General features: G+C 29.3%; 20 protein-coding genes and 1 pseudogene. 18 read left to right on the top strand and 3 right to left on the bottom strand.

What is annotated here, in order from left to right; translation table 4 throughout:
- Positions 1–32 precede the first annotated feature (32 nt).
- Genes D2846_RS03140 through D2846_RS03125 form a run of 4 tightly spaced genes read left to right on the top strand, consistent with a single transcriptional unit; the run spans position 33 to position 2,693 of the window.
- Positions 33–377, top strand: coding sequence for a hypothetical protein (locus D2846_RS03140; protein ID WP_117275746.1), 345 nt, complete (start codon positions 33–35; stop codon positions 375–377).
- Between the two features lie 12 nt (positions 378–389).
- Positions 390–1,055, top strand: coding sequence for a (d)CMP kinase (gene cmk / locus D2846_RS03135; RefSeq protein WP_117275744.1), 666 nt, complete (start codon positions 390–392; stop codon positions 1,053–1,055).
- Entirely contained in the window at positions 1,055–2,362 is a 1,308-nt protein-coding gene (gene der, locus D2846_RS03130; protein ID WP_117275742.1) for a ribosome biogenesis GTPase Der, read from the top strand. Before cmk ends, der begins: the two co-directional genes overlap by 1 nt.
- 1 nt (position 2,363) lies before the next feature.
- Positions 2,364–2,693: a MazG nucleotide pyrophosphohydrolase domain-containing protein gene (locus tag D2846_RS03125; protein WP_117275740.1), complete on the top strand. Its 330-nt coding sequence runs from the start codon at positions 2,364–2,366 to the stop codon at positions 2,691–2,693.
- A 71-nt stretch (positions 2,694–2,764) separates the two neighbouring features.
- On the opposite strand, the gene D2846_RS03120 is transcribed toward D2846_RS03125, so the two are convergent.
- Complete coding sequence (locus tag D2846_RS03120; protein ID WP_117275738.1) at positions 2,765–4,888, bottom strand: 5'-nucleotidase C-terminal domain-containing protein; 2,124 nt, start codon at positions 4,886–4,888, stop codon at positions 2,765–2,767.
- Between the two features lie 560 nt (positions 4,889–5,448).
- Between D2846_RS03120 and dnaX the strand changes: the two genes are divergently transcribed.
- The 6 genes from dnaX to rsmI are packed head-to-tail and all read left to right on the top strand — an operon-like array spanning position 5,449 to position 10,683.
- A complete protein-coding gene (gene dnaX, locus D2846_RS03115; RefSeq protein WP_117275736.1) occupies positions 5,449–7,437 on the top strand; it encodes a DNA polymerase III subunit gamma/tau in 1,989 nt (662 codons plus the stop codon).
- Between the two features lie 12 nt (positions 7,438–7,449).
- Entirely contained in the window at positions 7,450–7,740 is a 291-nt protein-coding gene (locus tag D2846_RS03110) for a YbaB/EbfC family nucleoid-associated protein (protein WP_117275734.1), read from the top strand.
- A gap of 2 nt (positions 7,741–7,742) precedes the next feature.
- Positions 7,743–8,336 carry a toprim domain-containing protein gene (locus D2846_RS03105; RefSeq protein ID WP_117275732.1) on the top strand — a complete coding sequence of 198 codons (594 nt, stop codon included), beginning with the start codon at positions 7,743–7,745 and terminating at the stop codon, positions 8,334–8,336.
- 10 nt (positions 8,337–8,346) lie between these two features.
- Positions 8,347–8,994: a dTMP kinase gene (gene tmk / locus D2846_RS03100; RefSeq protein ID WP_117275730.1), complete on the top strand. Its 648-nt coding sequence runs from the start codon at positions 8,347–8,349 to the stop codon at positions 8,992–8,994.
- Positions 8,994–9,941 carry a DNA polymerase III subunit delta gene (locus D2846_RS03095; protein ID WP_117275728.1) on the top strand — a complete coding sequence of 316 codons (948 nt, stop codon included), beginning with the start codon at positions 8,994–8,996 and terminating at the stop codon, positions 9,939–9,941. Before tmk ends, D2846_RS03095 begins: the two co-directional genes overlap by 1 nt.
- On the top strand, positions 9,934–10,683 hold the full coding sequence (gene rsmI / locus D2846_RS03090; protein ID WP_117275726.1) for a 16S rRNA (cytidine(1402)-2'-O)-methyltransferase: 750 nt from the start codon (positions 9,934–9,936) through the stop codon (positions 10,681–10,683). The genes D2846_RS03095 and rsmI overlap by 8 nt, the downstream gene beginning before the upstream one ends.
- Positions 10,684–10,759: 76 nt before the next feature.
- Here rsmI and D2846_RS03085 read toward each other — a convergent pair whose 3' ends face one another.
- Positions 10,760–11,899: a trigger factor-related chaperone gene (locus D2846_RS03085; protein ID WP_117275724.1), complete on the bottom strand. Its 1,140-nt coding sequence runs from the start codon at positions 11,897–11,899 to the stop codon at positions 10,760–10,762.
- 635 nt (positions 11,900–12,534) lie between these two features.
- Positions 12,535–14,918, bottom strand: a pseudogene (locus tag D2846_RS03080) (phosphoketolase family protein).
- Positions 14,919–15,294: 376 nt separating this feature from the next.
- Here D2846_RS03080 and tuf point away from each other — a divergent pair.
- From tuf to D2846_RS03040, 8 genes are all read left to right on the top strand, one after another.
- Positions 15,295–16,482 (top strand): elongation factor Tu, encoded by a 1,188-nt coding sequence (gene tuf, locus D2846_RS03075; RefSeq protein ID WP_117275722.1) that lies wholly within the window; start codon positions 15,295–15,297, stop codon positions 16,480–16,482.
- 194 nt (positions 16,483–16,676) lie between these two features.
- Entirely contained in the window at positions 16,677–17,210 is a 534-nt protein-coding gene (locus D2846_RS03070) for a tRNA (cytidine(34)-2'-O)-methyltransferase (protein ID WP_117275720.1), read from the top strand.
- Positions 17,194–17,919, top strand: a complete 726-nt coding sequence (locus D2846_RS03065) for a TrmH family RNA methyltransferase (protein WP_117275718.1) — start codon at positions 17,194–17,196, stop codon at positions 17,917–17,919. The genes D2846_RS03070 and D2846_RS03065 overlap by 17 nt, the downstream gene beginning before the upstream one ends.
- Position 17,920: 1 nt before the next feature.
- Positions 17,921–18,211: an MAG0865 family DivIVA-related protein gene (locus D2846_RS03060; RefSeq protein WP_117275716.1), complete on the top strand. Its 291-nt coding sequence runs from the start codon at positions 17,921–17,923 to the stop codon at positions 18,209–18,211.
- Positions 18,195–19,052, top strand: coding sequence for a ribosome biogenesis GTPase YlqF (ylqF, locus tag D2846_RS03055; protein ID WP_117275714.1), 858 nt, complete (start codon positions 18,195–18,197; stop codon positions 19,050–19,052). The genes D2846_RS03060 and ylqF overlap by 17 nt, the downstream gene beginning before the upstream one ends.
- Positions 19,045–19,416, top strand: a complete 372-nt coding sequence (locus tag D2846_RS03050; protein WP_117275712.1) for an IMPACT family protein — start codon at positions 19,045–19,047, stop codon at positions 19,414–19,416. Before ylqF ends, D2846_RS03050 begins: the two co-directional genes overlap by 8 nt.
- 9 nt (positions 19,417–19,425) lie before the next feature.
- Positions 19,426–20,793: a M17 family metallopeptidase gene (locus D2846_RS03045; RefSeq protein WP_117275710.1), complete on the top strand. Its 1,368-nt coding sequence runs from the start codon at positions 19,426–19,428 to the stop codon at positions 20,791–20,793.
- An 84-nt stretch (positions 20,794–20,877) separates the two neighbouring features.
- Positions 20,878–22,257, top strand: coding sequence for a leucyl aminopeptidase family protein (locus D2846_RS03040; protein WP_117275708.1), 1,380 nt, complete (start codon positions 20,878–20,880; stop codon positions 22,255–22,257).
- The last annotated feature ends 8 nt before the right edge of the window (positions 22,258–22,265 follow it).

Below are 22,265 nucleotides of genomic sequence, written 5' to 3'. Positions count from 1 at the left end.
GGTAATTAATTTAAATGTAAAATATAGAAATAATGAAAAGAGTAACTTCTGAAATAAAGTTAAATTATAATGATTTTGATTATTATGAAAGACTCAAATTTTTATCAATTAACAACAATCCTGAGCTTGAAAAAGATCAAAAATGACTTAATAAACTTTTAGGAAAATCAAGTAAAAAAACTCCTAAAAATATACTTACAAGAAAAATTGATATTTCAAAATCAAGAAAACTTGATGAATGTAAGGAAATTAAGTCAATGTTTAAAGATTTTAGAGAGCTAAGTAGAAAAGTTAATGATGTTGGCGAGTTTTGAATGAAAGATTATGATTTTTTAAGTGATGATGAAAATTGATTTATCAAGGATATCAAGAAATAATAAGGAGCATTTATGAAAGTAAATATTGCAATTGACGGACCTAGTGGAGTAGGTAAATCAACAGTTTCAAAAGAAATTGCTAAACGCCTTGGATATACATTTATTAACAGTGGTAGCGTTTATCGTGCTATAGCTAAAAATGTGGTTGATAAACAAGTCGATACAAGAGATGTCGAAAATGTTATTAAAACACTTGAAGTAGGTATGATCAAACTTTTAAAAGATGACAAAATTGAACTTTATGGGGAAGATGTTTCTCATCAAATTAGAGCAGATTATATCTCACAAATCACACCAACTATTGCTAAAATCCCTGAGGTAAGAGAATTCGTAGTTGAACACATTCAATATATGACTAAAAAAGGAAAAGGTTATATTATTGATGGAAGAGACACAACTTTTAAAATTATGCCTCATGCAGAAGTTAAAGTCTTTTTATGAGCAGAAGCAGAAGAAAGAGCAAGAAGAAGAATGATTCAAAACCTTGAATTAGGTTTCAATACAGGATTTAATGAAGTTTTATATGAAGTTAAAAAACGTGATGAACAAGACATGAATCGTGAAGTTGATCCACTTCATAAAACAGAAGATTCAGTGTTCATTGATTGTACAGAGTTAACCATTGAAGAAGTTATTGAAAGAATCATTGGACTTGTTGAAGAGAAAAAAGGAAAATAATGAAAAACACAGTTGCTATTATAGGTAAACCAAATGTAGGTAAGAGCACACTTTTCAATAGAATTATTGGTAAAAAAGTTTCTATTGTTTATGATCAACCTGGTGTAACTAGGGATAGATTATATGAAACAATTAATTGATCAGGAGAAGAAATTCGTTTAATTGATACCGGTGGAATCGAAATTGAAAATAGACCTTTTCAAGAACAAATTCAAATTCAAGCGAAAATTGCCATTGAGGAAGCTGATGTAATTGTCTTTATATTTGATGGAACTAATGAAATTTCAAATGACGAATTATTTATAATGAACTTATTAAGAAAAAGTAATAAACCAATTATTGCTGCTGCTAATAAGTTAGAATCTAACCAAAGTTTTGACTATGGTTGATATAGATTGGGTGTAGATGAAATTTATCCAATTTCTGCTTTACATGGTGAAGGTGTTGGAGAAGTTCTTGATGCATGTATGAAATATCTTGATTTTACAAAAAATGAGGAAGAAGAATTATTTAACCTTGCTATTATTGGGAAACCAAACGCAGGTAAAAGTTCATTATTAAATAACTTAGCTAAAGAAAATCGTTCAATTGTTTCTGAAATTGCTGGAACAACTAGAGATAGTGTTAAGTCAGTTGTCGAAATCTCAGGTAAAAAATATAATATTGTTGATACAGCAGGTATTACTAGAAAATCGAAATTAGTTGAAAGCGTTGATCATTATGCTTTAATGAGGGTTATGAATTCATTAGCTGAAGCTGATTTATCATTAGTTGTGATTGATGCTACTCAACCTGAAATCTCACACTTTGACTCAAGAATCATTGGATATGCACTTGATAACAATAAGCCTTTAATTATTGTTATTAATAAGTGAGACTTAGTAGAAAAAGAAACTAACACAATGGCAGAATTTGAGAAAAGATTAAGAAACAAATTCCACTTTGTACCATGAGTTCCTTTTGTGTTTATTTCAGCTAAATACAATCAAAGACTTAATAAGTTAGTTGATAAATTAAATGAAGTTAGAGAAAACCTTGAAAGAGATATTAAGCCTTCATTACTATCATCTTTAATTTTAGAAACTCAATTAATCCAACCTGCCCAACCATTTAATGGTGGAAGATTAAACATTTATTATGCTAGAAAAGAACTTGCCAAAATACCTACTTTCACTTTTTTTGTTAATAACAAAAAGTTTGTTCACTTCTCATATGAAAGATTTTTAGAAAATCAATTAAGATCAACATTTAATTTCGAAGGATGTCCTTTAAAATTAAACTTCAAAAATAAAAACGGATTAGAGTAAAATGAAAAAAGAAATTACAATCAAACAAATGCAAGAATATCTTAACCAAAGATATTCAACTCCAGACAGAAGAAATAATCTTCGTTTAGCAATGAAACTTGTTGAAGAAGTTGGTGAAGTAGCAGAAGCAGTTAATATTGCACAAGGATGAAAAAAACCAAAAGATGGTATTTCATTTGAAGAGGAACTAGCTGATGTTATCCACTACACAATTGCACTAGCAAGTATTAATAACATTGATTTAACAGAAGTTATTTTTAGAAAAGATAAAGAAGCTTCTAAAAGATACAACCACCCTATTAATCTTGAAGAATTTATTGATAACAAATAGTTAATAATATAATTACAATAAAAAATATTTGGACGTAATAATCCAAATATTTTTTATTGTGAACTTTTTAATTAAGGTTTATTGTTCGGTTCTGTTAAAGTGTTTGTGTAAGCTTCATTTGGAATGTTTACAACTTGCTTACTATATGTTTGTTTGTCTAAGTATGAACTCATTGATCTTTCAAATCTGCTTGATTCTAATGTTGAAGAACTATCTGTTGTTAATTTAGCAAAATCAATTAATGTATCAATATATTTATCACCTTCGTAAGCTAAATCAATTGTTTTAACTTCATTTGTGTTAATCATTTTATATCCATCACCACCAGCTAAAATGAAGTCATTAGTTGTAATGTAGTAGTATTTTTCTGGATTAATTGCTTTATCATTAATTTTGAATGATTCAACTGTTGGTGTTCATACATATTCTTCTTTTCCGGTTTTTTCATTTGTTTTTCTTACTGCATTAACTTCATAAGCAACGTTAGATGAAAGTTGTGAGAAAGCACCTGATCTACCTCTTGAAAGTCCGTGTTTAAGAACTTCTGTTAAAACAGTTCCTTTTACTCTAACAGTAGCAATTCTGTTTCCAAATGGACTAACAGATAAAGCAGCTCCTTTTGTAATTTCACCTTCTGCAAAGTTAGCACGTAGACCACCACCATTTACTAAACCAATTGAGTTATCAAGTGTTGCTTCTTCTCAACCATTGTGTGACTGTCATGGTCTTTCTTTCATAAATCCTCAAGCAATAGAATCTGCTGCAAATACCCCAAGTGATGTAGGTAAAATTCTACCCACTCAGTAAGGAACTCTATCAACTTCTTTTGTTGTAGTATGTTCAAATACGCCCGGAGAAGTAAAGGCAACTACAGAGTTTTCTTTATCAAAGGCTTTTTTAAGTCTTTTTACAAGTCTTTCACTTAAGTTTGCATTATAAACTTCAATTTGATCAACATTTCTTAACACTTGGTGTACTTCATGAATTTTACCTGTTTCAGTATCGAATGTTACATCAATATCACCTAAGTATTTTGTATATGCTTCGGTTTGAGTAATGTAAATGTTTTTTGCTTCTGCGTGTTTTTTGTTAATTTCAACATATGTATGACTGTGTCCATCTAAAATTAAATCAAGTTCACCTTCCACATTTTGTGCAAGGTATTCTGATGTTCATTTTGCATCATTTCTACCAGTTCCTAAGTGTGTAGTAGCGATAACAAATGAAATATCAGGATGTTTTTGTTTAATTTCCTTAAGAACTTCATTTGATGATTCAACTGGATCTCTAAATTCAACCAATGCTGAGTTTCTTGGGTGTGATGTATAAACTGTATCAGGAGTTGTAATTGCAAAGATCGCTACTTTAAGTCCGCTTTCAAGTTCTTTGATAATGTAAGGTTCGAAAACTCTTTTTCCAACTTTGCTTTGGTCATAACCTGTTGGTTTTTCTGTTAATGAACTTAAATCTTTGTAGTAAATATTCGCTGAAATAAATGGTGTTTTAACTCCGAATTTTTCAGTTGATGAAGTTGTGTTTAAAGATAAAATGTGTTCAAGTCCATAGTCAAATTCATGGTTACCAATCGCAACTGAGTCGTATCCCATGTAGTGAGCAATATCGGTAATTGTTTTACCTTTGTCTGAATCTGATAGCGGTAAACCTTGAATTAAGTCACCTGCTGATAATAAAAGATCCCTTTTCTTATCTTTAAGGTATTTAGAAGTTTCGATCATACCTGCATACCTATTATATTTGTAATCATCAAACTCTAAACGTCCATGTTCGTCATTTGAATGGTAAATTTTAACTGTTCTAAGTTTTGAGTTTGCAGCTTTTTCAGCTTCTCTTAGTTGTGTAAATAATAAATTGTATTTTTGCACTAATGGATTAAGTGTTTGGTTAGCTTCAAAAAATAAATCAAAAATTTCGTTTTCAATTTCTGTTTTTTTGGTTTCAGTTTTTTCTTTTGCTAACTTATCTTTTAAGGTTTTAAGTTTTTTAGAAAATTCATCAAGTTTTTGGTTATAAAGAGCATTATTTTCTCTATATTCTTTTCTCAATGATTCTGCTAATTGTTGTTTTTCATTAGTTTTATCTTCTTGTTTTGCACAACTTATTGCAACCATAGGGATTGCAAGAGTTGAAACAGAAAATCCTAATAAGAATTTAGATAAAAACTTTTTATTTTTCATATATATCCTCCAAAATAACTTTAAGTTATTAATCTAATTCTAGAATAATTATGATTAGTAAAGGAATTTTTACAAAAAACATGCTTGCAAGATTTTTGATTTTTTATTTTGAATTTTTCAAAAAGTGATATTAAGGACTAGAGTCATTATTTGATTAGGTTAATTAGACATTTTTGAATTTGCCTTCTATTTATTTTTTGTTTTAGTTTTTAAAATTTATTGTAAAATATAGACACAAATTTAATTTATAAAAGGAAATATCATGCGTAAAGTAGTAAGATTAAAAAATAAATTACGTGCTGAAAAAAGAGCTAAAAAACTTTCAAGAGAACACGCAAGAGAAGTTAGAAGACAAGAAAGAGCTGCAGCTGCTTAATATTCACACAATAATTTGCCGCACATCGCGGTTTTTTATTTTCTAAATTTGATAATTTAAAAAAAGCACAAAGGTAAAATTTTTTCAAAAGTTTCTACATGTATAATGTAAAAAAATTCAAAATCAAAAACCAAATATAGCTATATTTTTATATAATTAATAAATACATAAAAAGGGGGTAGAATTGAGCGAATATAAAACACTTTATCGTAAGTATAGACCAAGAAGTTTTGACCAAGTTGTTGGCCAAGAACATGTTATTCAAACTTTAAAAAACATCTTGACAAACAGGAAAGTTGGACATGCTTATTTATTTTCTGGCCCTAAAGGGACCGGAAAAACATCTATAGCAAAGATATTTGCAACTGTATTAAGTTGCTTGCATAGTAATGAACCTACAAAGGCTTGTGATTTTTGTTTAAGTAATGTTGAATCAAATCTTGATATTATCGAGATGGATGCTGCATCAAATAATGGTGTAGATGAAATTAGATTACTTAAAGAAAAAGTTGAACAAGCACCAATTAATGGTAAGTTTAAAATTTACATAATTGATGAGGTTCATATGTTAAGTAAAAGTGCCTTTAATGCTTTATTAAAAACACTTGAAGAACCACCTAAACATTCTGTTTTTATTTTAGCAACAACTGACCCACAAAAAATACCTTTAACCATTTTATCAAGGGTTCAAAGATATAATTTCAAGAGAATTAGTGATGCCCACATTATTTCACACTTAAAAGAAGTTTTAGATAATGAAAACATCCTTTATGATGAAGAAGCATTAAAAACAATTGCATTATTGTCTACTGGTGGAATGCGTGATGCTTTATCTATAGCGGATCAAGCAGGATCATTTTACGACAATAAAATTTCACAAGAAAGTTTAGAAACAAACTTTGGTCTTGTTTCAATTGCAAACTATATTAAACTGTTAAATAGTATTGCAAGCGGAAATGTAAGTGAAATAATTAACTTAACAAATTCATTCAATGAAAGTGGAGCTGATGCTTCAAGATTAATAAATGGTTTAATTAACATTAATAAAGAATGACTTTTATTTCAAAAGACTAAGGAAAAGAACTTTCTTAATTGACTTACATACGAAGAATTTCTTCAAGTTAAATTGACACAAAAAAGTAGCTTAATTATTTATAATGAACTTTATGAAATTTCTTCAAAGGTTTCAAGGCATGAAATGCCATTCGAATTCTTACAAATTGGATTAATTTCAATTGTTGAAAAACTAGATAATTCAAACATATTTTCAAGCAATGAAGTTCAACAACCAATACCAAAACAAAACATTGTGCAAGAGCCTATTTTTAGACAACCTAAACCACAAATTACTACAACAAAACCTATTGAAGTAAAACCTGTTTTAGAACCACAAAATCCAGAAGAGAGTGATGACTTTTTTGCTAATGCTAAAAACGATCCATATTTAAAAAACGTGCTTCCGCAAGAACCGCAAGTAAAATTTGAAAATAGCACACCTGAAGAAGTATTTAAACATGCAAGAGAAGTTACTCAAAGCACTCAAGAATTCATTTTCGAAGCAAATGAAATAGCAGGTGAGAGAGTTGATTTAACCGCGGAAATAGAAACACAGAACGAATACAACTATAATAATGAAGTTCTTGATACTCGTGAATTTCAAATTTTCTCAGATCAAAGCCAACCTATATCAACTTCAGAAGAATATTTATACAAAGCCTTAAATGTTCTTAGATATCAAAAAGAAAACATAAATGAAAAAGATTTTTTTAAGAAATATAGAACATTAAAAGCCAGTGTTGAACTCATCGATCATGATGAATTTCCAAGAGAAAGAGAGATGTTCAAAAGTGCTAAAATAATTGGGGCCACTGAACATGCAATTGTTCTACTTGTAACTGAAAATGAAAAACTTAAAAAATTAAGAGAAATTGCCAATGAAGCTAACTTCCAAAGTTATATAGACTACATTTTCAATAATGGTTATAAACATTTATACTTTTTATCTGAAAAAGATAAAAATGAAATAGAAGCAAAATACGTTGCTTTCTTAAAAACAAATAATAGTGAAGCACTTCCCAAAGCTTACAAGCCAATGCCGCTTGAAACAGTATCAAGAAATAAAAGCACAAATGAAATGTATAATGAATTACTTAAAATAATAGACGAAAAATAGAAAGAGGAATTTATGAATCCAGAATTTATCAAAAGACTTAAAAACATGCAAAAAGAACTTGAAAACAAACAAGCAGAATTAGAAGAAAAAGAATTTGTTGTTGAAAAACAAGGGATTAAAATTACAGCTCTAGGTAGCAGAGAAATTCAAAATATCGAATTAGATGAAGCTTTAATTGATCCAGATGACAAAGAATTATTACAAGACCTATTAGTTGTTGCTTTAAATGAATTATTTGAGCAAATTCAAGAAGCTCACAATGACTTAGCGCCAACAAATTTACCTGGTGGATTTCCATTTTAATAATGTTTAATTCAGAAAAAATTAGTGAATTTATTTCTAGGTTAACTAAGTTACCAGGAATAACAAAGAAAAACGCCGAGAAGATAGTGTATTGAATTTTTGACTCAGAAGAATCAGAAGTAGGGTTACTTGCAAATGCTTTTAAAGCAATTAAACAAGGAACAAGATTTTGCGAAATGTGTACTAATCCAATTTTTGATGGTGAAGAATGCGAAATTTGTTCAGATTCTTCAAGAGAAAAGAAACTTTTAATAATTGAATCACTGCAAATCTTAAATAAGATCGAAAAGGCAGGGTTTTACAAAGGTAAATACTTTGTTTTTAGAAAACAACTTAAAAGTGAATACATTATCGAAAAAGAAAAAGACTTAATTATCAAATTAGTTAACTATGCTAAAGAATTTGATGAAGTAATTTTAGGTATTTCTCCAAACATTGATGGAGAAGTTACTAAGTTTGTATTAAAGAAATACTTAAATGATGAATCAATTAAGACTTCAGAACTCGCTATTGGTTTGCCAATAGGTTCTTCTGTTGACTATATTGATGAAATAACACTTAAATTATCACTTGAAAACAGAACACAAAACAAATAAAGGGGTTAATATGTTTATAACATTTGAAGGATTAGACGGCAGTGGTAAAACAACCGTTATGAAAGAATTAGCTAAAAAATTAAAAGAAATCTATAAAAACCTTGACCTAATTGAAACAAGAGAACCAGGTGGAAAAGATTTAAAAGAAGCCGAAAGAATTAGAGAAATTATTTTAGATACAAAGAGTGATTTATCTCCAGTTGCTGAAGCTATGTTATATTCAACAAGTAGAAGAATTCATTTAGAAAAAATTATTTGACCAGCTTTAAAAGAACATAAACTTGTTTTATGTGATAGATATATCGATAGTTTTTATGCTTATCAAGGATTTGCAAGAGGGCTTGGATATGACTTTGTTAAAAATTTAACAACATTAATTATTGATAATGCTATTCCAGATATAACAATTTTTCTTGATGCCACACCAGATGATTCTAAGAAAAGAAGACAAGAATCAAGGTTATTTGAAGATAGACTTGAAAATGAAACTTATGAGTTTCATGAAAAAGTTTACAATGGTTATAAACAATTAATTGACGAAGATAAAGAACGTTTTATTGTAGTTGATGCTATGTTAAGCCCTTCAGAAGTATGTGAAAGAATTATTGAGCAATTAAATAAAAACGATAAGTTTCAAAAATTTATTAAATCATTATAATGAAAGAAATTTATGAAAAATTCAATAAGCTTGTTCAACAGAACAAGCTTTCACATTTATATTTATTAAATGCTCAAAAAGTAACTGATGTAAGAAGTGTCATCCATAATTTAATACTTGCAATCAACAACATTAAGGAAAATTCATTCATTCATAATGAAATTGATTTTAATAATCTTTATTCTAATATTTATTATTTTGATACATCTGGTCAGAGCATCAAAAAAGAAGATTTATTAAACTTTTTTGATAAAGTAAATACTTCAAGCAATAATGATTTTAAATATAAAATTGTAATTATTAATAACATTGAAAATGCAACAACTCAATCATTAAATGCAATATTAAAAGAGATTGAGGAACCAATTGAAAACCTTTGCATTTTATTTATTACTAAAAATATTAAACAAGTTTTACCTACAATTTTATCTAGATCACAGATCATTAATTTACCTGAAGATGAATATTCTTCAATTGTTAAAAACTTTGATATTAATGAAACAAATCAATTTACGCCAGTTGCTTTAAAATTAGCTAACACATCACTTACGTTGGCTAAAGAATTTAATAAAAGTGATTATCAGAAACTTTTTAATAAGTATTTAAAACTTTTAAAAAACCTTAATCATAAAAAAGGAAACCCTTTTTCTCAATTATACATTTCTTTAAATGAGGATATCATTAAAGATGAATGGCATACCACAATATTTACTTTAAATTTAATCAAATGAACAATTTTAGGTTTAGATAACAAAAACTCGACATACATTAAAAACCCTTTCCTAGATGAGTTAAAAAAAACAAATCAAGCTTTAATGGAAGGTAACAAACACTTATATAACTGAGTAACATATATTAACGAATTTTTATACAACACATCATTGAATGGCAACTTTAGAATCCAGAAAGAAAAAATGCTTTTATTAATGGGGGAATTTTATGAGTAAAATATACATCGTAGGAACACCGATTGGTAATTTACATGACATTACACTTAGAGCTTTAGAAACTTTAAGAACAGCGGACATTATTGCTTGTGAAGACACAAGAGTAACTAAAAAATTATTAGACAAATATCAAATTAAAGACAAAAGACTTATTACATATAATGCATTCACAGAGCTTTATACAGCTAAAGAATTAGTTGATATTGTCGAAGATTTAAAACTTAAAGTGGCAGTTGTTTCTGATGCAGGAATGCCTGTAGTTTCAGATCCTGGATTTGGAATTATTAATCTTGCAAGAGAAAGAGGTATTGAAGTCGAAATCATTCCGGGTGTAAGTGCCTCAATTACTGCTTTTACTGGAGCTAATTTCAGTAGTCAATTTACTTTTTTAGGATTTATTAAAGATAAAACAGAACAAAGAAAAAATGATTTAAAACAAAGTATTGTTTTACAAAATCATACTTACATTTACTTTGTTTCGCCACACAAATTATTGGGAACATTAGAAGACATTCATGAAGTTTTTGGCGATGAAATAAAAGTTTGTTTAGCTAAAGAATTAACAAAAATTCATGAAGAATGATTATTTGATTCTCCATCAAAATTAATTGAGCAATTCAAAAGCAAACAAAGTATTAAAGGTGAATTTACAATGTGCTTAATGATCCCTAAAGTTAAACGTGAAAAAATCAATAAATACGAAAAATTTAGTAAGATCAAAGAAATGATTGAAGCAAGTTAAAATACAATGGTGAGTAGCACTTACCATTGTATTTTATTAAAAATACCTAGAAGCTGCCTTCTAAGTATTTAATACCTTATTTAAAGATCATGTATTGACCAAATTCTTTAACAGTAAGAGGCTCACTCTCATCAAGGATTTTTTTAGCAAGTTTTTTAAGCAAAATCGCATCAGCGACTTTCTTAATATTTACATCATTTGGATTGTTCATATTTAAGAATGTTTTTACTCTCTTAATTTCATAGTTTAATTCTTCTTGTGTAATCGAAATGTCAAAGTTTTTTGCTACAAAATTAAATCAGAAGTAATTTACTACAGAACTTTCAACAGTTTCTTCTTTATTACCTTCAAAATCAGGTGCAAAGTTAAAGTCCTTAACATCATTTGCAACTAAATCTTGTGGAAGTTCAATTGCAACATTATTATCTCTAATAGAGTCAATTACTTTTAATCCATAATTAAATAATGCTTCACCAACCATTTGTTCCATGAGTGAATCAAAAATATATTTTTTGACATCTTCAACAGTTTTAAGATTTTCAATTCCTATTTTGTGTGCATTTTCATCAGTAACCGCTTCTGGTGTTATCTTAAAGCAATCTAAAATTCTAATTTCAAGTGTTAGTCCTGGTTCAGCTTGGAAGTCCACAACATCTCCAACATGCTTACCAACAACAAACTTTTCTAATGATCAATTATCTAATGAAGCATCTGCAAGTAATTCAAATTTTTGAAGATTGTTTGTAGGTTTGTGTAAAGCTTCAAGTCAAACAAGGTCTTTGTCAAGAATTTCAGCTTTACCTTCTTTTTTCTCTCTAAATTTAAAGTTGCTAATGTATGCTTGAATAAAGAAAGAAATTTGTTCTTTATAATTTGGATCAAATTCAAAATGAACATCTCTATATGTGTCTAATTTAATATCACTAAGATCATCATTATCTAAATAATATGTTTTATATTCAAAATATAATTTATTAATATCAAATTCTTTTTTGGTTAAGATAGGTCTAAAGAAGAATTGGTCTTCTTTAACTTTGTGTGAATCTTCCCTGAATTTTTGTCCTAAATAAGCCTCGATGTAACCATTAGCTGCATATTCTAAAATCATTGCTTGGTTAACCTTTTTGTTATTTGTTTGTAAGAATTTTAAGGCATCATTTTGAATTTGAATTCAATCTGTCCCTTCAACTTTAAATTCTCTCATTAAGTGTTTCATATTTTTCCTTACTTGAATTTATAATAAATTCAAAATATTTTTTCTATATACTTAAATTATATTAAAAATTATTCAATTATTATGTCTATTAAATTTGTTTTCATATTTTCTATAAATTTGGTCAAAAACTGCACTTTTTACTAATAGTTATTAAAAACAAATTAAAAACAAACCTATAAGTTAGACTGTGAAAAATCATTCGGAGACTTCCGAATGATTTTTCACAGTCTACTTTTAATGTCACTTTATTTTATTATTAAACTGTTCTGCCGGTTATTGTGTAATTGTTCAACTCTTATTGCTTTGTACGAAACAAGAAAAAAAGCATTAAAAAGAATGTTTGTATAAAAAAATGTAATCGTGGTAGAAATAGATTTTGATGTTACAAGAGCTAAATCATAAGGTAAACTTTCTAAACTAAATTGAAAAGAATATCAATGTTAAATTAACTATTAAATAAGCTTTTAATTTATTTAAATTTGATTTCATTATTTTTTTCTTTAATTATTTTATTTTAATAGTTATATAAAACTTTTTACTAAAATGTCTACAGTAAAAGTATTTTTATATGGACTTATATCCCTATATGTAGGTATTAAAAAACAAAACCTATAAAAGGTTTTGCTTTACGAGAATTATTTTTTGTTAAGACCTTCTCATTTTCAGTATCTAACTTCATCAATATCGATACCAACTTCTTTAATGTATTTGTTGTGGTATTCAATTTTTGAGTCCATTAATGCTAAGAAGTCTTTTGCTTTTTCACCATAAACTGCTCTAGCAGCTGTTTTTGAAATGTGGAATCTATCCATTTCTGACATTAAACGAATATCAAATGATGTTGTAATATCACCGTGTTCTCTGTATCCGTGGATAAATAAGTTGTGGTTTTGGCGTGAGAAGAAGATATCTCTAATTAAACCTTCAAATCCATGGAATGCAAATACAATTGGTTTGTTTGTTGTAAATACATTGTTGAATTCTTCATCTGAAAGACCACGTGGGTCAATGCTTTGGTGTCTTAATCTTAATAAGTCAACAACGTTAACGAATCTGATTTTCATTTCTGGGAAATGTTTGTTTAAGATTGAAATTGTAGCTAATGCTTCTAAGTTTGGTTCTGTACCTGATGCAACAACAACAAGATCTGGTTCTTCACCTTTTTTAACTGTTGATGCTCAGTCAATAACTTTGTAACCTTTTTCTACTAATTCTCTAGCTTCTTCAACTGAGTAGAATTGTTCTCTTGGTTGTTTTGAAGCAACGATTAAGTTAATAACATCTCTTTCTCTGAATGCTTTATCTAAAACAGCTAATAATGTGTTTGAGTCAGCTGGTAAGTATTCACGAATTAATTCTGGACGTTTATCAGCTAAGTGTCCTAAGATACCTGGATCTTGGTGTGTATATCCGTTGTGATCTTGTTGGAATGCTGTAGATGTAGCAATAACGTTAAGTGATGGGTAATCTTTTCTTCATTTTAATTTACGAGCTTTAACAACTCATTTCATGTGTTGTGTTAACATTGAGTCAACAACTCTTAAGAATGATTCGTATGAAGCGAAGAATCCGTGACGCCCTGTTAATACATAACCTTCTAAGAATCCTTCTGCTTGGTGTTCTGATAATTGAGAGTCAATAATTCTTCCTGCTGGGCTTAAGAATTCATCTAATTCTGGATCAATTTTTTCCATTCATTGTCTGTTTGTAACTTTGAATAAATCAAATAATCTGTTTGATTTAGTTTCATCTGGTCCAAATGCACGGAAGTTTGTTGGGTTTCTTTTAATGATGTCTGCAAATCATGTTCCTGCAGTAACCATATCTTGACCTTTAATTTCACCTGGTTTTGAGAATTTTAACGCAAAATCTTCTCATTTACCAAAGTTTAATGGTTTTGGATCTACACCACCATTTGTAATAGGGTGCATTCCCATTCTCTTAAATCCTTTTGGTGCAATTTCAGCTAATTCAGCTTTAAATGAACCATCTTTGTTAAATAATTCATGTGGACGGTATGACATTAATCATGCTTTTAAGTCGTCTAACATTTTTGGATTTTCTGATGTAACAGGAAGAGGAACTTGGTGAGCTCTGAAGCTTCCTTCGTATGTTAATCCATTAATTTTGTTTGGTTGTGTTCAACCTTTTGGTGTTCTAACAATAAGAGCTGGTCAAATCGGTCTTGTAGCTTGATCAGCTGGTTTTTTTCTAGCTTCTGTTTGAATTTTAAGAATTTTTTCAATAGCTAAATCAAATTTTCTAGCCATAACTTCGTGAATTCCTACTTGATCATTAACATCAGCTTCAACAAAGATAGCTTCTCAACCAAATCCTGCTAACATATCTGAAATTTCTTTGTTTGATTTTCTTGCGAAAATTGTTGGGTTAGAAATTTTTCCACCGTTAACATGAACGATTGGTAACACAGCACCATCGTTAACTGGGTTAATGAATGATGTTGCAAATCATCCAGCAGCTAAAGGACCTGTTTCAGCTTCACCATCACCAATAACTGTAGCAGCAATAATTTTTGGATTATCTAAAATTGCTCCTGTTGCATGTGAAAGTGCGTATCCTAATTCTCCACCTTCGTGAATTGAACCTGGAGTTTCAGGTGCAGCATGTGATGCTGTTCCGCCAGGGAATGAGAATCTCTTAAACATTTTTGTAAGACCATTAATGTCTTTTGTAATTTCTGGGAAAAGTTCTGTATAACTTCCATCTAAATATGAGTTAGAAATCATAACTTGTCCACCGTGTCCTGACCTTCAATGTAGAACATTTCAAGATCATATTTATTAATTAAACGGTTTAAGTGTGCGTAAATTAAGTTTTGTCCTGGAATTGTTCCTCAGTGTCCGATTGGATACATTTTAACATCCTCAGCTTTTAATTCTTCTAATAAAAGAGGATTGCTTCTTAAGTACATTTGTCCTACTGATAAGTAATTAGCAGCTCTTCATCAAGCATGTAATTTATCTAGGAATTTTTTGTCATCAAATTTTGACTTGTTCATTAATTTCTCCTTGAGTTTTTCAACTATTTTTTAGGTGACATACTTAAATAAAATATGAATTCAAATATGTATTTATATTTTAATAAAATTTTTCATAATTAAAATTTTTATTTTAGGTTTTTCATAATTTCCACAAATACCCATTTTTATATAAAATTTTTTTTTATTTTTTTTATGTTAAAATATTTCAAACTTAATAAATCTTTGGTTTTATGCGCTTTTAAAAAATCTCTTTTTTGGTAAAATTTACATGCTAAACAAGAAGATTAAGTTTAAAATGGACAGGATCTAGATGAAAGGCTAGACTTAGGTTGGTTTTAGCGCTAAAACAAACATATATATAAAAAATATAAATATTTATTTACGAAAGGAAATTATGGCAAAATTAGATTTTGACCGTAGTAAAGAACACGTTAATGTTGGTACAATTGGACACGTTGACCACGGTAAAACAACATTAACTGCTGCTATTGCTACAGTTTTAGCTAAAAAAGGATTATCAGAAGCTCGTGATTATGCTTCTATCGATAACGCACCAGAAGAAAGAGCACGTGGGATTACAATTAATACATCACACATCGAATATCAAACAGAAAAACGTCACTATGCTCACGTTGACTGTCCTGGTCACGCTGACTACGTTAAAAACATGATTACTGGTGCTGCTCAAATGGATGGTGCTATCTTAGTTGTTGCTGCAACAGATGGACCTATGCCTCAAACACGTGAACACATTCTTTTATCTAAACAAGTTGGTGTTCCTCGTATCGTTGTTTTCTTAAACAAAGTTGATATGTTAGAAGGTGAAGAAGAAATGATCGAATTAGTTGAAATGGAAATTCGTGGACTTCTTTCAGAATATGGATTTGACGGAGATAACGCTCCAATTATCCGTGGATCAGCTTTAAAAGCATTAGAAGGTGATGCAAAATACGAAGAAAAAGTTATGGAATTAATGGATGCAGTTGACTCATACATTGAAACTCCAGTTAAAGAATTTGACAAACCATTCTTAATGGCTGTTGAAGACGTATTCACAATTACAGGACGTGGTACAGTTGCTACAGGTCGTGTAGAACGTGGAACATTAAAATTAAACGACGAAGTTGAAATCGTTGGATTAAAACCTACTAAAAAAACAGTTGTTACAGGAATCGAAATGTTCCGTAAAAACCTTAAAGAAGCTCTTGCAGGGGATAACGCTGGATTATTACTTCGTGGTGTAAACCGTGAAGACGTAGAACGTGGACAAGTTTTAGCTAAACCAGGTTCAATCGTTCCTCACACAGAATTCGAAGCTGCAATTTACGTTCTTAAAAAAGAAGAAGGTGGACGTCACACTCCATTCTTCAAAAACTATAAACCACAATTCTACTTCCGTACAACAGACGTAACAGGTGGAGTTGAGTTTGATGGTGGACGTGAAATGGTTATTCCAGGTGAAAACGTTAACTTAAAAGTTAAATTAATCGCTCCTATCGCTGTAGAAGAAGGAACAAAATTCTCTATCCGTGAAGGTGGACGTACAGTTGGTGCTGGATCAGTAACAAAAATTATTAAATAATTTAAATTACAAACTACACAAACTTATAATTAATAAAAAAATAAGCAATATTTTCGTTGCTTATTTTTTTATTGATTTTTAACAAATTAGATAATTGTGAATACCATTTTGGTGTGCTATCCACTAATAAAAAAAATTACAAACAGCATTAAAATAGCTATAATTATAAATATAAATATTTATAAAGGAGAAAGATGCTTAACATTGTATTATTCCAACCTGAAATTTCGCCAAATACAGGAAATATTATTAGAACTTGCTTTGCTTTAGGGGCAAAATTACACATTATTAAACCAATTAGTTTTGACTTACATCCAAAATATTTAAAAAGAGCTGGGGCTGGAAGAATGCTTTCAGACATTAGACATGAAGTTCATGAGTCATACCAAGCGTTTTATGAAAAGTATAAGGATAAAAATATATTTTATATTACGCGTTATGGTTTAAAAACATATGAACAACAAGATTACAAAGCAGAATTAGAGCAAAATAAAGAAGTTTGATTAATGTTTGGTCGTGAATCAACAGGTATTGATAAAGAAATTCTTAAAAACAATTTAGATAATTGTTTAAGAATTCCTATGGTGTCTGCTATGCGTTCAATTAACCTAGCTAACTCTGTTTGTGTTATTGGTTTTGAAGTTATGAGACAATTAAATTGACAAAATTTATCAATTTATGAAGTTGAAAAAGGAAAAGATTTTTTACTAAATGATAATAACAAGTAAACAAAATCCAATTATTAAAAATCTTAAGAAATTACAAGATAAAAAATATCGTAATCTTGAACAAAAATTCTTAGTTTCTGGCTTTCATTTAGTTAATGAAGCATTAGAAAATGGTATTGTAAGCGAAATATTTGAATCAGATGATTCAAATAAATATCCTAATGCAACAAAAGTTAGTTATAACTTAATTAAATATCTTTCAGAAACTGAAACTCCTCAAAAAGTCATTGCTGTATGTGATAAAACAAAAGTTAAATCTTCAAAAATTAATAAAGTGATTGCACTCAATAATTTGCAAGACCCAGGCAATGTTGGAACAATTATTAGATTGGCAAAGGCATTTGCTTTTGACACTGTGATTGTTGAAAACCTTGACCCATATAATGATAAGGTTATTAGATCTTCCCAAGGTGCAATCTTTAAGTTGAATGTAATTGAAACAAAAGATTTAAAACAAAACTTAATCAAACTTAAAAATGATGGTTTTAAAGTATTTGAAACCTTATTAGATAAAAATGCAAGTAAATTAAATGATGTTCAGTTTCCAAATGAAAAACTAGTAATTGTAGTTGGCAATGAAGGAAATGGAATTAATGATGAAATTAAAAAACTCTCCGACTTAAATATTTATATTCCAATTGAATTTGAAAGCTTAAATGTTGCGGTTGCAACTGGTATAGTTTTAGACAAAGTCTACAACAGGAGGTAAAATGAATAATGATTTAAAAAAAACAGAAGAATTAATTTCCTGAATTGAAAAACAAGATTTTAGTTTATCTCTTGAGGGGTATGATGTTAATGAAATAGATAACTTTATGAACCATTTAGTTTCATGAGTCAGAATGTTAGAAAGCAATAACATGGATCTTAAGAAAAGAATTTTAGAGCTCGAACAAGAAATAACAAATAAGAATATGCAAAATGCTAAAAATGAATTTGAAATCCAAAGATATAAAACAATAATTAAACAATTGGAGAAAGTCAATGAATCAAGAAAATAATGAAACAAAATACAACAACCTAATTCAATGGTACCCTGGACATATGGCTAAGGGTTTTAGAGAAATCAAAGATACAGCAACATTAGCAGATATTTTTATTGTTGTTCTAGATGCAAGAGCGCCAATTAGTTCATATAATGAAGATTTTGATCAAATCGCACCACAAAAACCGAGGCTCTTCATTATTACAAAAAGTGACTTAATGGACCCTAAGAAAAAAAGTATTATTACAGCAAGGTTTAAAAATGAACATGTGCTTTGACTTGATTTAAGAAATGGCTCTTCCAAAAAGATTATTCTTAATAAAATCAAGGAAATGAGCAAAGAACGTATTAAAAGAAATCAAGCCAAAGGAATGATTCAAACTAAAATTAAGTCATTTGTTGTTGGGGTTCCAAACTGTGGAAAAAGCACACTTATTAATTTAGTCTCTGAAAAAGCAAGTTTAAAAGTTGCTAATTTCCCTGGTGTTACTCGTGAGAAAAAATGGGTTGTTAACGGTGAATTCTTATTTTTAGATACCCCTGGTATTTTATTACCTAAGTTCACTGACCAAGAGCCAGCTATCAAATTATTAGCAATTGGTGCTATTAAAGTAGAAAACTTTCCAACTGAGTTTGTAGCAATTCAAATTTGAAAATTAATGTCTAAGTATTATCCAGAAAAAATTCAGGCGTTAGAAATGAAACCTTCAGATGATGAAATAGAAATTTATGGATTATTTAGAGACTATGCAAATAAATTCAAGTTCTTTAAAGAACAAGGTAAATTAGATGTTGATAAAGCACAAAAACACTTTATACAATGAGTTAAAAATATGAAAGGTGTAACCTTTGACTAATAAAAGTTTTGAAATAATTATTAAAAAATCTCGTTTTATTTCATATGTCTTTCCGATTAAAGACAAAAATGAAATAAAACCAATTATTGCAGAACTTGCAAAAGAAAATAAAAAAGCAAGGCACGTATGTTATGCATACCGTTTGATTATAGACGGTGTTGAAAATGCAGGATTTAATGATGATGGTGAACCTAAACACACAGCAGGGAAACCTATATATGATATTTTAAGAATTAAAGAGTTAGACAATGTGCTAGTCGTGGTGATTAGATATTTTGGCGGAATTATGCTTGGCGCAGGCGGATTAACTAGAGCATATCGTGAAAGTGCTAAAATAGCCATTGAAGATTACATAAAACAATAAGGAGTTAATATGATTAGAAATTTAAAAGATGAATCAAATAAAATGCAATTATTAAAACCAGCATTTGAAGGACATGAATTTCCTTCATTTGTAGGTAGAAAAAACGCAAAAGTTACTGACAATTTAGAAAGCGAAGTTTCATATGTTTATTTAGACAAAGAACACCAAACATGATATGAATTCAACAATTGATTTAGTGCATTTGCTGCTTCACACCAAAGAGATTACTTAGTTGATGTGGAAGCATTTGCAAAATATTTTGAATACAATGAATTATTAAGAATGTTTATTTCAAAAATTGAATTTGCAAAAGCTAAATTATTCAAAAAAACAAATATTAATGAAACTGAAAAAGAAAATGTTTTAGAACTTTTAGTTAAGGATGAAACAAAAGAAATTAAAGAATTAGTTAAAAAAGTAAAATTAATTGCTTCAGCTGTAACAAAAACAAGAAACTTACAAATCATGCCTGAAAACTTCTTAAACTCAGAAATCCTTGCTTCTGAGATCGTTAATGATTTCTCAGGTATTGAAGGTTTAAAAGTTGAAGTCTTAACTAAAAAGGAAATTCAAGACTTAAACATGGGATTATTACTTTCAGTTAACAAAGGAAGTACACACGAACCAAGAGTTGTTGTCATTTCATATAACGGAGACAAAAGAAGCAAAGAACATACATCTATCGTAGGTAAGGGTATTACATTTGATACAGGTGGAGTTAACACAAAAGGTTACCACATGGATGGTATGAAATATGATATGTCAGGTTCAGTAATTGCAGCATATGCTGTTAAAACACTTGCTCAATTAAAAGCTAAAGTTAATGTATCGGCTGTTATGTGTATTACTGATAACAGGATTAATGCTGATGCTTCATTACCAGAAAATGTTTATCAATCAATGAGTGGAAAATGAGTTGAGGTAGTTGATACTGATGCTGAAGGTCGTTTAGTACTTGCTGATGGTATTTATTATGCTGCTGACAAATTGAAAGCTACAACTATTTTAGATGTTGCTACATTAACAGGAACAATCATTACTTCATTATCAAATGTTTACACTGGTATTTGATCAACAAACGAAGATAAATGAGCAATATTTGAAAAATCAGCTAAAAAAGCACAAGAAAAAGTATGAAGAATGCCCTTACACAAAGACTTCCACAAAGGCAATACAGGATCAAAAGTTGCTGATTTAGCAAGCTGATCAAAAACTGTTAGACAAGATTCTTCACAAGCTGCTATGTTCTTAAAAGAATTTACTAAAGATGTTGATTTCATTCACTGTGACGTTGCTGGTACAGCTGATAAAAATGGTGAACCACAAGGTGCATTAGTTGCTACATTAGTAGAATTTGTTTTAGACCTACAAAAATAATTTATAAAACACAACTTAAATTAACTTAATAATTAAAATAATATAAAATATAAACATACAAAAAATGTATTTGAAAGGAATATTATGAAACTTAATAAAGTTGATAACACAAGGAACGCTTCAATGTTACTTAAAGCGGTTTTCAAAGGTCAAGAATTACCTAAAAACTTACTTGAGAAAAATAATGTAGTAAGTGACTTTTTCGATAAAAACGAATCACTTGTTTTCTTAGGTGAAGAGAAAAACTACAAATATGAATCATTATTTGGGTTTGCTAAATCATTCTTTGCCTCACAAGCAAGAGATTACCAAATCGATTTAGATTCATTTGTTAAAGGTGAATTAAACTTATCACATGTTGTAGCAGCATTTGTAAATGCATATAACTATGTAAACGCTGATATTTACTCAGCTAAAACTTCTAAAAAACCAGAAGTATTTAATATAAGCTTATTCTCACAAGCTAATGAATCAGAATACAAAGATGCATTAAACAAAGCAAGCATTCTTTCAGAAGCTGTTAATTATGCAAGAAACTTACAAATCACACCTCCAAACATTTTAAACTCAGAAAAATTAGCAGATGAAGTTTTAAATGAATTAAAACAATACGATAACTTAAAAGTTACAGTATTAAACAAAAAACAAATTGAAGAACTTAAAATGGGATTATTACTTTCAGTTAATCGTGGAAGTGTGTATGAACCTAGAGTGGTTGTTATTGAATACAACGGAAACAAGGAATCAAATGATAAAACAGTTTATGTAGGTAAAGGTATTACATTTGACTCTGGTGGTTACTCATTAAAACCAGGTCGTTCAATGCTTGGTATGAAATTTGACATGTCAGGTTCAGTATTTGTAGCTAGTGCTATGAAAGCTATTGCGCAATTAAAACCTCAAACAAACGTTGCAGCAATTATGTGTATTACAGACAACAGAGTTAATGGAGATGCTTCATTACCTGATTCAGTATGAACAAGTATGAATGGTAAAACAGTTGAAATTAACAACACTGATGCTGAAGGTCGTTTAGTTATGGCTGATGGTATTACATACGCAGTAAGAAACTTAAAAGCAACAAGGATTGTTGATGTTGCTACATTAACAGGGGCTATCTTAGTAGCTTTAGGAAGCACATATACAGGTGTATGAGCAACAACAGAACAAGCTTGAGAAGAATTAAAACAAGCCGCTGATCAACAGCATGAACTTGTATGAAGAATGCCTTTAGATGAAGCTTTTGCTAAAGAAATCAAAAACACACCAGTTGCTGATCTTAAAAACACAGACTTAAGTGGAGCAGGTGGAGGTAGCTCATCAGCTGCTATGTTCTTAAAAGAATTTACAGAAGATGTTGAATATATTCACTTAGATGTTGCTGGTACAGCAGAGCAAGGTGGAAGACCTACAGGTGTTATGGTTAAAACATTAGTTCAATTAGCTTTAAATAGTAAAAAATAATAAAATAA

The organism is Mycoplasmopsis edwardii (genome assembly GCF_900476105.1).
GTDB lineage: Bacteria > Bacillota_I > Bacilli_A > Mycoplasmatales > Metamycoplasmataceae > Mycoplasmopsis > Mycoplasmopsis edwardii.
The sequence above is the reverse complement of the archived record's forward strand: the minus strand, read 5'-3'. Positions and strand labels throughout refer to the sequence as shown.